10 protein-coding genes are annotated in these 12,452 nt (G+C 52.4%); 8 read left to right on the top strand and 2 right to left on the bottom strand.

Features of this window, described 5'->3' with window-relative positions; translation table 11 throughout:
* Window positions 1-104: 104 nt before the first annotated feature.
* Genes HC248_RS06205 through HC248_RS06225 form a run of 5 tightly spaced genes read left to right on the top strand, consistent with a single transcriptional unit; the run spans window position 105 to window position 7,644 of the window.
* Complete coding sequence (locus HC248_RS06205) at window positions 105-2,993, top strand: 2-oxoglutarate dehydrogenase E1 component (RefSeq protein ID WP_168921745.1); 2,889 nt, start codon at window positions 105-107, stop codon at window positions 2,991-2,993.
* A gap of 59 nt (window positions 2,994-3,052) precedes the next feature.
* Window positions 3,053-4,330, top strand: coding sequence for a 2-oxoglutarate dehydrogenase complex dihydrolipoyllysine-residue succinyltransferase (gene odhB, locus HC248_RS06210; RefSeq protein WP_168921746.1), 1,278 nt, complete (start codon window positions 3,053-3,055; stop codon window positions 4,328-4,330).
* Window positions 4,331-4,342: 12 nt separating this feature from the next.
* Window positions 4,343-5,773, top strand: a complete 1,431-nt coding sequence (lpdA, locus tag HC248_RS06215) for a dihydrolipoyl dehydrogenase (protein ID WP_168921747.1) — start codon at window positions 4,343-4,345, stop codon at window positions 5,771-5,773.
* A 37-nt stretch (window positions 5,774-5,810) separates the two neighbouring features.
* Entirely contained in the window at window positions 5,811-6,914 is a 1,104-nt protein-coding gene (zapE, locus tag HC248_RS06220; protein ID WP_168921748.1) for a cell division protein ZapE, read from the top strand.
* 40 nt (window positions 6,915-6,954) lie between these two features.
* Window positions 6,955-7,644 carry a hypothetical protein gene (locus HC248_RS06225; RefSeq protein ID WP_168921749.1) on the top strand — a complete coding sequence of 230 codons (690 nt, stop codon included), beginning with the start codon at window positions 6,955-6,957 and terminating at the stop codon, window positions 7,642-7,644.
* On the opposite strand, the gene HC248_RS06230 is transcribed toward HC248_RS06225, so the two are convergent.
* The gene (locus HC248_RS06230; protein ID WP_168921750.1) at window positions 7,645-8,646 is read right to left on the bottom strand and encodes a metal-dependent hydrolase; all 1,002 of its coding nucleotides are present in this window, start codon (window positions 8,644-8,646) and stop codon (window positions 7,645-7,647) included. It abuts the gene before it with no gap.
* Window positions 8,647-8,920: 274 nt separating this feature from the next.
* Between HC248_RS06230 and gfa the strand changes: the two genes are divergently transcribed.
* On the top strand, window positions 8,921-9,496 hold the full coding sequence (gene gfa / locus HC248_RS06235) for an S-(hydroxymethyl)glutathione synthase (protein ID WP_168921751.1): 576 nt from the start codon (window positions 8,921-8,923) through the stop codon (window positions 9,494-9,496).
* Window positions 9,497-9,630: 134 nt separating this feature from the next.
* A complete protein-coding gene (locus tag HC248_RS06240; protein ID WP_168921752.1) occupies window positions 9,631-10,629 on the top strand; it encodes an LLM class flavin-dependent oxidoreductase in 999 nt (332 codons plus the stop codon).
* Between the two features lie 90 nt (window positions 10,630-10,719).
* On the opposite strand, the gene HC248_RS06245 is transcribed toward HC248_RS06240, so the two are convergent.
* On the bottom strand, window positions 10,720-11,967 hold the full coding sequence (locus HC248_RS06245) for a voltage-gated chloride channel family protein (protein WP_168921753.1): 1,248 nt from the start codon (window positions 11,965-11,967) through the stop codon (window positions 10,720-10,722).
* 275 nt (window positions 11,968-12,242) lie between these two features.
* Between HC248_RS06245 and HC248_RS06250 the strand changes: the two genes are divergently transcribed.
* The gene (locus tag HC248_RS06250) at window positions 12,243-12,446 is read left to right on the top strand and encodes a YdcH family protein (protein WP_168921754.1); all 204 of its coding nucleotides are present in this window, start codon (window positions 12,243-12,245) and stop codon (window positions 12,444-12,446) included.
* Window positions 12,447-12,452: the final 6 nt, after the last annotated feature.

Genomic DNA, 12,452 nt, shown 5'->3' on the forward strand with positions numbered 1-12,452 from the left:
GTCAAGCCGTGACGCGGAAGGTTAGTCAACCAGTCATAACAGTACGCTTTCAAAACTGTTGTGGCCTACTTATGTTTCCCCAAGGGAAATGGAGGTCAGCGGATATGAGTTCAAACGCCCCGACATCGTCGGTCTATGCAGCCTATCAAGGCAATACCTATCTCTTCGGTGGCAATGCGCCTTATGTTGAAGAGATGTATGAAAACTACCTCGCCAACCCCGGCAGCGTGACCGACAGCTGGCGCGAATACTTCGATGCCTTACAAAATGTACCCGCATCTGATGGTAGCGACACCAAAGACGTGCCACATCTCCCCGTCGTCAATGCTTTTGCTGAGCGTGCCAAGCTAGGACAGACCAAGGTAGTGGTTGCCAGCGGTGCTGATTCTGAAATGGGCCGCAAGCGTACCTCGGTGCAGCAGCTAATTGCCGCTTACCGTAACGTCGGCGCACGTTGGGCAGACCTCGATCCTCTTAAACGCGCTGAGCGTGACAATATTCCTGAACTAGATCCGTCTTTCTACGGTTTTGGTGATGCTGACCAAGAAATCGTGTTCAACACCAGCAACACTTTCTTCGGCAAAGACACAATGAGTCTGCGTGAGCTGATGAATGCTTTGCGCGAGACGTATTGCGGCACGATTGGTGCTGAGTACATGTACGCCACAGACCAAAATCAAAAGCGTTGGTGGCAGCAAAAACTCGAATCGATTCGCAGCAAACCCAATCTGAGCAAAGAAAAGAAAATCCATTTGCTAGACCGCTTGAGTGCAGCCGAAGGCCTAGAGCGCTTTTTGCACACCAAATATGTGGGCCAAAAGCGCTTCTCGCTCGAAGGCAGTGAGAGCTTTATCGCCAGCATGGATGAACTCATTCAACGCGGCGGCGAAGTCGGCGTGCAGGAAATTGTCATCGGTATGGCTCACCGTGGCCGCCTCAATGTGCTGGTCAATTCGCTGGGTAAAGTACCGGCCGATTTGTTTGCTGAGTTCGATCACACGGCCCCAGAAAATTTGCCAAGTGGTGACGTTAAATATCACCAAGGTTTTAGCTCTGACGTCTCCACCCCAGGCGGCCCGGTTCACTTGTCGCTGGCCTTTAACCCGTCCCACCTTGAGATCGTCAACCCAGTGGTTGAAGGCTCGGTACGCGCCCGCATGGACAGACGCGCTGACCCTAAAGGTTTGCAGGTCTTGCCTGTGCTGGTTCATGGTGATGCCGCCTTCGCTGGTCAAGGCGTGGTGATGGAAACCTTGGCTTTGGCTGAGACCCGTGGCTACTTCACTGGCGGCACGGTGCATATCGTGATTAACAATCAAATTGGCTTTACCACCAGCGATCCGCGCGATAGTCGCTCAACGCTTTACTGCACCGACGTCGTCAAGATGATTGAGGCACCGGTGCTACACGTGAACGGCGACGACCCTGAAGCGGTGGTGTTGGCGACGCAGTTGGCACTTGAGTTCCGCATGGAATTCCAAAAAGACGTGGTGGTTGACATCATTTGTTTCCGCAAGCTCGGACACAACGAGCAGGACACACCAGCGCTGACCCAGCCGTTGATGTATAAAAAAATTGCCCAGCATCCAGGCACCCGCAAGCTTTACGCCGACAAGCTCACCGCTCAAGGTTTCGGTGAGACGCTGGGTGACGACATGGTCAAAGCGACGCGCGCCGCTTTGGACGCTGGCAAAAGCACTTTCGATCCGGTGCTGACTAACTTTAAGAGCAATTACGCGGTCGACTGGTCACCTTATATTGGTAAAAAGTGGACTGATGCTGGTGATACTTCGGTTCCGATGTCTGAGTGGAAGCGTTTGGCTGAAGCCATCACCACCATTCCTGCCAGTGTCACCCCGCACAACTTAGTTAAGAAGGTTTATGACGACCGCGCAGCCATGGGCCGCGGTGAGATTCCGGTCGATTGGGGCATGGGCGAGCACATGGCTTTTGCCTCACTTGTGGCCAGTGGCTACCCCGTGCGTCTGTCTGGCGAAGATTGCGGCCGCGGTACCTTTACCCACCGTCACGCCGTCATTCATGACCAAAATCGTGAGAAGTTTGACACTGGCACTTATGTGCCGCTGCAAAATGTCACCGACAAGCAAGCGCCTTTCGTCGTCATCGATTCGATATTGTCCGAAGAAGCGGTGCTGGCCTTCGAATACGGTTATGCGTCGAATGACCCCAACACCTTGGTCATTTGGGAAGCCCAGTTCGGTGATTTCGCCAATGGCGCACAAGTCGTGATCGACCAGTTCATTGCCTCTGGTGAAGTCAAGTGGGGCCGTGTCAACGGGATTACCTTGATGCTGCCGCACGGCTATGAAGGCCAGGGTCCTGAGCACAGCTCGGCACGTTTAGAGCGCTTCATGCAGTTGTCTGCAGACACCAATATGCAAGTGGTGCAACCGACTACTGCCAGCCAGATTTTCCACGTGTTGCGCCGTCAGCAAGTGCGTCATCTGCGCAAGCCGCTGATTATCATGACGCCTAAGTCGCTGCTACGTAACAAGGATGCGACTTCGCCGCTGTCCGAATTCACCAATGGCAGCTTCCAGACCGTGATTCCAGAGAACGACGAAGCCATCATCAAAAAGGCTGACAAGGTCAAACGGGTGGTGGCTTGCTCCGGCAAGGTTTACTACGACTTGGTTAAAAAGCGCGCTGAAAAAGAGATTGAAGATGTGGTTTTGCTGCGCGTTGAGCAGCTCTATCCCTTCCCACATAAAGCGTTTGCCGCTGAGCTCAAAAAATATCCGAACGTCACCGATCTTGTTTGGTGTCAAGACGAGCCACAAAACCAAGGCGCTTGGTTCTTCGTGCAGCACTACATTCACGAAAGCATGTTTGTGGGTCAGAAGCTGGGTTACTCCGGCCGAGCGGCATCCGCCTCGCCGGCAGTCGGTTATTCGCACCTACACCAAGAGCAGCAAAAAGCACTGGTTGAAGGCGCGTTTGCCAAGCTCAAAGGATTCATGTTGACCAAGTAAGGTCGCATGCCTATTCCTGCTTAAGAACATCTCATCAAGAATGAACACGAAAGAATTAAATGGCCATCGTTGAAGTTAAAGTCCCGCAATTGTCCGAGTCCGTAGCTGAAGCCACCATGCTGCAATGGAAGAAGAAAGTCGGCGATGCAATCGCTATTGATGAAACGCTGATTGAAATCGAAACCGACAAGGTGGTGTTGGAAGTTCCCGCACCCTCAGCTGGCGTGCTGATTGAAATACTGGTTGCTGATGGTGGAACCGTGATTGCCGAGCAGTTGATTGCGCGTATCGATACCGAGGCGACAGCCGGTGTGACTGCGCCTGCAGCAGCTCCAGCAGCACCGGCTGCTGCACCCGCCGCCGCACCTGCAAGCGCTTCCACCAGCGCACCTGCGGCCAATGGCGGCGCCATGGCTGGCGTGCCTATGCCTTCGGCTGCCAAGTTGATGGCCGACGGCAATATGCCTGCTGGCTCGGTCCCCGGCACCGGTAAAGATGGCCGTGTCACCAAGGGTGATGTGTTGGCCGCGCCTAGCGCGACCAAACTGGTCACTGCCAGTGCCATGCCGGCTGCGGCCGCACCAGTGGCTTTGTTGCCGCAAGTCGCAGCCTCTAAAAAGCCCGATGACTTGGGCAACCGCCCAGAGCAACGCGTGCCTATGAGTCGTCTGCGTGCGCGTATCGCTGAGCGTTTGCTGCAGTCCCAATCCACCAACGCTATCTTGACCACTTTCAACGAAGTGAATATGGCCCCGGTGATGGAAATGCGTAAGCGCTTCCAAGAACGCTTTGAAAAAGAGCATGGCGTCAAGCTTGGCTTTATGAGCTTTTTCGTCAAAGCGGCAGTCCATGCGCTGAAGAAATTTCCGCTCATCAATGCCTCTATCGACGGCAATGACATCGTCTACCACGGTTACTTTGACATCGGTATCGCCGTCGGTTCACCGCGCGGTTTGGTCGTGCCAATCTTGCGTAATGCTGACCAAATGTCTTTTGCTGAAATCGAAAAGAAGATTGCCGAATACGGCGCTAAAGCACGTGACGGCAAACTCGGCATTGAAGAGATGACGGGCGGCACTTTCTCGATTAGCAATGGCGGCACCTTCGGCTCCATGCTGTCGACGCCCATCATCAACCCACCCCAGTCAGCAATTCTTGGCGTGCATGCGACCAAGGACCGCGCCGTGGTTGAAAACGGCCAAGTCGTGGTGAGACCCATGAATTACTTTGCACTGAGCTATGACCACCGCATCATCGACGGCCGCGAAGCCGTGCTGGGTCTGGTGGCCATGAAGGAAGCGTTGGAAGATCCATCGCGCCTGCTGTTTGATATCTAAGGACAATTTTTCATGAGTAAACAATTTGATGTCGTCGTCATAGGCGGCGGCCCCGGTGGCTATATTGCTGCTATTCGCGCGGCCCAGTTAGGCTTTAATGTCGCTTGCATAGACGAGTGGAAAAACGCCAAAGGCGGTCCTGCACTGGGTGGTACTTGCACCAATGTTGGCTGCATTCCTTCCAAAGCTTTGCTGCAGTCTTCTGAGCATTTTGATATGGCTAGCCACCACTTTGCCGACCACGGCATTGAGGTCAAAGGCTTGAGCGTTGACTTAGACAAAATGATTAGCCGCAAAGACACTGTTGTGAAGCAAAACAACGATGGCGTGCAATACCTGTTTAAGAAAAATAAGGTCACTTTTTTCCACGGTCGCGGCTCTTTTGTCGCCGCCAAGGATGGTCTCTATGAGATCAAAGTCGCTGGCGCCAAGGAGGAGGAAACTATCTCCGGTAAACACATCATCGTGGCCACCGGTTCTAGCGCACGTCAACTCAAAGGTGCAGAGTTTGATGAGAAAAATATCTTGTCTAACGATGGCGCATTGCGTTTGACCAAATTACCAGCGCGCTTAGGCCTGATTGGCTCTGGCGTGATTGGTCTGGAAATGGGTTCAGTCTGGCGCCGTTTGGGCTCAGAAGTCACAGTGCTTGAAGGTCTACCCGTGTTTCTGGGCGCGGTCGACCAACAAATTGCCAAGGAAGCCCACAAGGCTTTCGTCAAGCAAGGCTTGAAAATTGAGCTGGGTGCAACCGTCGGCGAAATTAAGTCTTCCAAGACTGGCGTGTCGGTCGCTTACGTCAATGCCAAAGGCGAATCACTCAGTCTGGAAGTTGACAAACTGATTGTCTCGATTGGCCGTGTCGCCAATACCGTGGGCTTGACGCCTGAAGCGGTGGGCCTGTCACTCGACGAGCGCGGTGCTATCGTGGTCGATGGCGACTGCAAAACCAATCTCGCCAATGTTTGGGCGATTGGGGACGTGGTGCGCGGTCCAATGCTGGCACACAAGGCTGAAGAAGAGGGCGTTGCCGTCGCTGAACGTATTGCCGGCCAACACGGTCACGTCAATTTCAACACCATTCCGTGGGTGATCTACACCAACCCAGAAATCGCATGGGTGGGTCAGACCGAAGAGCAGTTAAAAGCCGAAGGTCGTGCTTATAAAGCCGGTACTTTCCCGTTTTTGGCCAACGGCCGAGCACGTGCTATGGGTGACACCACCGGTATGGTCAAGATGCTCGCTGATGCGGTGACTGACGAGATTTTGGGCGTTCACATCGTCGGCCCAATGGCCAGCGAGCTGATTGCTGAATGCGTAGTAGCGATGGAATTCAGAGCCAGCAGTGAAGACATAGCGCGTATCTGTCACGCCCATCCATCCCTGAGCGAAGCGACCAAAGAAGCGGCCTTGGCGATCGACAAACGCACGCTGAATTTCTAAGGTTTGCCGTGTCTGTGAAGTATCAAGGTGAGGCCCGTTGAGGCAGACAGTTCATGCCGCTTATGCTGCCGAACTAACGATTCGTGGCTACGTCAGCGACCCGGCGCAGCTGCGCGCGGTCGCTGAGCTAGAGCGTTGCGCCAGCCAATGGGCTGCGTTTCGCGAGCAGCGCTCTAACGCATTTAAAAAGCTGATTAACCGTCCCGCGATTCCGCGTGGCGTTTACATGTTTGGTGGCGTTGGACGCGGCAAGAGTTTTTTGATGGATTGTTTTTACAACGCCGTCCCACTCAAGCGTAAAACCCGTTTGCATTTTCACGAATTTATGCGGGAAGTGCATCGTGAACTGCGTGAGTTGCAAGGCACGGTCAATCCCCTAGATGAGCTTGGTAAGCGCATTGCCAAACGTTATCGCCTGATTTGCTTTGACGAGTTTCATGTGGCCGACATCACCGATGCCATGATTTTGCACCGCTTGCTCGCCGCCTTGTTCGACAACGGTGTGGGTTTTGTGACCACGTCTAATTTTCAGCCCGACGGCCTCTACCCGGGCGGCATGCACCGTGACCGAATTTTGCCGGCGATTGACTTGCTCAATACCCATTTAGTTGTGCTCAGCGTTGACAACGGCACAGACTACCGTCGCCGCACGCTAGAGTTGTTAAAGCTCTATCACACACCACTTGGGATTCAAGCCGACACTGAGATGCTGGACGCTTTCAAACGCTTGGCGGAGTCGCCGGATGAGGAGCCAGTGCTACACATTGAGTCGCGCTTAATTGATGCGAGACGCAAGGCCGGCGGTGTGGTTTGGTTTGATTTCAAAGTGTTGTGTGGCGGGCCGCGCTCACAAAACGATTACCTTGAAATTGCTAGCCAATTTCACACTATTTTGCTCAGCGGTGTGCCGGCTATGCCAGTGCGCATGTCGTCTGAAGCTAGGCGCTTTACTTGGCTGATAGACGTGCTTTACGACCGACGTGTCAAACTCATACTATCGGCTGAAGTAGAGCCGGACAAGCTCTACACCAGTGGACCTTTAGCGCATGAGTTTCCGCGCACGGTTTCTCGATTAGAAGAGATGCAGTCAGCAGAGTATTTATCGCTAGAGCGTCGGGATGTGGATACCCGCCTGACCTAGAACCGCCGGGTGTCAACCGGCTCTTAATGAGGTGATAGTTGTGATTAAAAAAATGTCCTTGGCCTCAACGCTTAGGCTCGCTAGCTTGGCCCTTTTCAGCGGTTTGACCGTTTTGAGCAGTGTGTCTGTTTTGGCTCAATCCAGTGTGGGTGAGGCCGGCGCCCAAGCCATAGATATTGGCGCAGAAAGACTCCGGATTCAAACTGAACGAGCCCGCATCGATCAGACATTTACTGCCCAAGACCGAACTTGTTATGACAAGTTTTTGGTTAACCGTTGTCTGAACGAATTTAAGGCTCAGCGCCGCGAGGCCATGTCTGACCTCAAACGTCAGGAAAACGCGATTAACGATCAAGAGCGAAAAGATAAGGGTCAGCAAGCTCTACTTAAGATTGCTGAACGCTCATCGCCCGAGGCGCTGCAAGCGGCTGCCGACAAGCGCAGTGCATCAGTTAAAGAATTCAATGACCGCATGGCGCGCGAGAAAGAAAAGTTTAGCAATCGGGCGGGAACTGCCGTTGATACAAAAAAATCTATGGCTGAGCAGGCCGAACGGATTGAGAAAAATAAAGCCAAATTAGCGGCGCGAAGCACCCGTAAAGTTGAGGCCGCTGCGGAATTAAAAAAATCTCAAGAGCGCTTACAACAAGCGCAACAGCGTCAAGATGCGAACGCTAAAAGGCAACAAGAAAATAAGTCGCCAGCTGCCTCCTTGCCAACGCCACCTTAATTAACGCGGCGACGCTATGACCTCGCCCCACATGCGCCGCCAAAGCCAAGGCAGGGCGGTGTCAAGGTTTGGACGCTGACTCATGAGCTGCGGCACCGTGTTGGGTAAATTTTCGGGCTTGCCCAGATTAAAGTTAAAGGTGTAAGCCGGCTCTTGTCCCATACGTAAATCAGTCACAAACAAGTTGCCATCAGTTTGCGAGAGGCGATAAAAGCCGTGAGTAAAGGCTTTTATACGCGCGACTGAAACCTCTTTGTCATACTGACTGATAAGTTCCGCGCCTTTATCGTGTGATGTCCAGATGATTTTTTTTGTCGGGTCAAGTAACGAGTAGTGACCTTCAAAATACTGAGTCGGTGTGACTGCCAGCACACGCCATAGCAAAGTGTTGAATGGCGCTGGAGTAACCAGTAGCGCCGCTTCTGCCAAGCCTTTGGACTCCAGTGAAGTGCGCGCTAGGGTGGTCGTGTGCTGCTGCGCTGCAAAGCTCCACATCAGATAGACCGTACTAAATATTAAACCGGTCGCGTTGTAGTGAATGCCTCTGTCATCTTTGAGCCGCAGTGCTAAGACCACACCCACTATTAAGGGCACGGTGTAGAGCGGATCAATAATGAAAATACTGCCAATTTGAAACGGGTAATTGCTAAACGGCATGAGTAGCTGAGTGCCGTATACCGTCATGGTGTCTAGCAGTGGATGAGTAATCAGCACCAACCACAGCGCCAACCACCAGCGCTTGAAAAGCGTCATTTCGCCGTGTAGTTTTGCCACGCCCCAAGCCAGCAGTGGCGCGGCTAATGTGAGGTAGAAAAAAGAATGCGTCTCGGCCCGGTGCCGCGTCATATTTAAGATCGCGTCGCCGTGGTCTATCAACGCATCAAGGTCGGGCAGGGTGCCGGCAATAGCCCCCCAAAGCGCGGCTTTCCAGAGGGCAGTTTTGCGGCCCATAACGGCGACGCTAACGGCCGAGCCGAGTGCAATTTGTGTCAGTGAATCCATGCGCTGCAGCTTAATCGCAAATGCTCTTTATCTGCGCTTGTTTGGGCTATGTACTTCATGCGCACTGTGGATTTGTTAGGGCAAAAAATACTTAAAAATAGTTATAAAACGGTTTGCTTTTACCGCCTTAAACGCTGGTCTACGGTAAGGCTTAGTGATAACTCAAATACTTTTTTTGAGCTGATAGTCACAATCAAAATATGTATTTTAGATTCACGAGACATTTTTTTCGTGTCATCTATTTCGCACCTCACAAATAGCAAAGGTATAAATCATGTCTAACGCAGTTTTAATTCATCCCCAAGTCGACGCCGGTATCAAAGCAGAAGTTACAGGTTTTGCGGGCGGCACTTTGACTTGCGCTTGCACGTCTGATGCAGTCACGGTTGCAGTTGCAGCGCAAAGCGCGCACAACCATGTTTGCGGTTGCAGCAAGTGCTGGAAACCTGCGGATTCATTGTTCGCGCAAATCGCTGTTGTCTCACGCGATAAAGTCAGCATCACGGCTAACGCAGACAAGCTTCACATCATTGACACCAACACATTGATTCAGCGCCATGCTTGCAAAGCCTGCGGCGTGCACATGATTGGTCGCATCGAGAATAAGGCACATGCGTTCTTCGGCCTTGACTTTATACACACCGAGTTGTCTAGCGAAACCGGTTGGGCTGCACCTACATTTGCAGCTTTCGTCTCGTCAATCATTGAAACTGGCACCAAGCCTGAAGACATGGCCGCAGTGCGCGCAAAACTCACAGACATCGGTCTGACACCTTATGACTGCCTGGCCCCAGCACTGATGGACGTTATCGCCACTGGTACTGCAAAAGCCTCTGGCATTTTGAAGTAAAAACGCCAAGCCTAGTGGTCTAGGCTTAACGCCAGTCGCCAGAGTTGTGAGACTTAGTAAGTATGCTTATTAACTTTTACACATGGCGGCTTTTTTTTGACTTGCTGTTAGCCGGTCTGACCCAAGATATAACTATGATTCCAATTTCAGTACTAGACCTCTCTCCCATCGTTGAAGGCGGCAACGCCAGCGACTCTTTTAAAAGCACCTTGGATTTAGCGCAACATGCAGAACGCTGGGGCTACCAGCGCTACTGGCTCGCCGAGCATCACGGCATGCCAGGCATTGCCAGCGCTGCGACTGCTGTTTTGATTGGCCACGTGGCTGGCGGCACTAGCAGTATCCGTGTGGGTGCTGGCGGCATTATGTTGCCCAACCATTCCCCGCTAGCTATTGCTGAGCAGTTTGGCACGCTCGCTTCGCTGTATCCGGGCCGTATAGATCTTGGCTTGGGCCGCGCGCCGGGCTCTGATCAAGTCACCGCACGGGCTTTACGTAGAACATTGTCCTCGGATGCCAATGACTTTCCGCGTGATGTGATTGAGTTGCAAGAGCATTTCTCAGCTGACTCAAAAAATCCCGTTACAGCCGTACCTGGTCGCGGCTTAGACGTGCCTTTGTGGATTCTCGGCTCCAGTCTTTTCGGCGCCCAGCTTGCGGCAGCGCTGGGTTTGCCGTATGCATTCGCTTCCCATTTCGCACCGCAGCAAATGATGCAGGCGATAGAAATTTACCGTGCGACTTTTAAGCCATCTGCACAGTTGGCCAAGCCTTATGTGATGCTCGGCTTTAATGTATTTGCGGCCGATACTGATGAAGAAGCGCAATTTCAAGCGACCTCTATGCAGCAAGCTTTTCTAAATATGCGAATCGGTAAAATGTCGACTTTACCGCCACCAGTCGCTGGTTTGGCTGACGGCTTTGATAGGCAAGAGCGGGCCTTTTTGGACAGCATGCTGTCGTGCGCAGCGATAGGCTCGCTCGACACGGTGCGTGAACAAATGCATGCTTTTATTGAGCAAACCGGTGCTGATGAATTAATGGTGACTTCACAAATTTTTGATCATGCAGCGCGACTTCGTTCATACGAGTTAACCGCTGAAATCATGGCTGAAGAAGAAGTCATGGCCTGAGTCTGGCAGCCCAGTCGTTAAGGTTTTGCAATAGCTACGGCAAGCTGCAAAGTTCTGGGTGAGCTTTGCGGCCAGCCATAAATATGCATATCAATCGCCGTCTTCGCCAGTCCTTGTGTGTTTAGACGAGATGGCTCGCTGCGAGCGATAAATGCCGCCATGTCCAGAAAACAAATAACTCACGGCGCAAGCAATGGCCGCAAAAACACCTATCTCAGAGCCAAATATTTCCATCGCCATGAGCGTCGATGCAATCGGCGTGTTGGCGGCTCCGGCAAATACCGCTACGAAACCAATGGCGGCGAGCATTGAAAAAGGCAGGTTAAGCAATGGCGCTAAAGCATTGCCTAGCGTCGCGCCTATGTAAAACAGTGGCGTGACTTCACCGCCCTTAAAACCGCTGCCCAGAGAGGCAACCGTAAACGCCATTTTGGCTAAGAAATCATAGGGCGGCAGGGGCTGCTCAAAGGCTTGAACAATGGTCGGTATGCCCAAGCCTATGTAGCGGTCCGCGCCAAAATAAAATACGCTAGCTGCAATTAGCGCGCCGCCAACTAAAGGCCGCAGTGGTGCCCAAGTCAACCACTTTTTCATCCAGCCGCTCAGCGTGTGGGTGGCCAGTGCAAACAGCTTGCCAGTCAGACCAAAGATAGCGCCGGCAATCACCATTGCCAGCAAGCTCCAAGCGGCAATTGGCGGCATAGTGCTGACGCCATAGTGTGTGTGCTGCACGCCCCAGAGCAGTCCGACTTGGTCGGCCACAATCGCGGCTATGACACAGGGCATGAGCGCGTCATAGCGCAAACGTCCAACAGCCAACACTTCCAAACCGAAAATTGCGCCTGCCAGAGGTGTGCCAAATACCGATGCAAAGCCAGCACTAATACCGGCCATCAGTATGATGCGTCGGTCTTGCGGCTGCATGTTGAACATACGCGTGATTTGATCGGCTAGCGCTGCACCCATTTGCACTGCAGTGCCTTCTCGGCCCACAGATGCGCCGAATAAGTGGGAGACAGTCGTGCCCAGCAATACCAGCGGCGCCATACGAAGCGGAATAATTTTTTTCGGATCGGCAATTTCGTCCAACAATAAATTGTTGCCGGCTTCGACTTGCTGGCCAAAGCGCAGATATATCCAGCCTATGACAAAACCAGCCACTGGCAGTAACCAGATTAGCCAGCGATGCGTGATGCGGGTTTGCGTCGCCCAGTCGAGTGCAAATAATAAAAACGCCGAGGCAGTGCCAGCCATGATGGCGATGACTGTGGCGAGTAAAAGCCACTTGAGCATATAAGGCAGTAGCGCGAACTGCCCGGGCAGAGAAGGGAGTTTCATTCAAGTCCTGAGAGGTTCCAAAAATCTAATCTAAGTGAGTTGCTCAATGCCCTAAGCGCTACGTCAAATGTTAAACGCCGACCAGCAGAGGCTAATTTTGGCTTCGGTTTGTACAGTGAGTGGCATTTTTTTTCGATCTGTTGACGGCTTAAGTCAGTGCGTGATTTGTAAGGCTTAGCTGAAAACTTGGCAACGCTTTGGCCGGATTTTTTTAAATAGGGTTCACGTATTATGGGTTTAGCTGATCGCTCATATTTCTTTTTCAAATAACTACTTTGCACCTCAATTTACATTCCCCCGAGCGCCGTCTCATAGAGCTACGCATAGAGCATGCCGATCTCAATGCACTGGTTGATCTGGCCTGCGTTTCTATGCCGCTAGACCAACTCATGATTCAGCGCTTAAAAAAACGTCGCCTAGCACTGCGCGATCAAATCGTGCAGTACGAACTCTCAAGCTTGCCGCAAGAGCCGGCGTGAGATGTT

It is taken from the genome of Polaromonas vacuolata, from assembly GCF_012584515.1.
GTDB lineage: Bacteria > Pseudomonadota > Gammaproteobacteria > Burkholderiales > Burkholderiaceae_C > Polaromonas > Polaromonas vacuolata.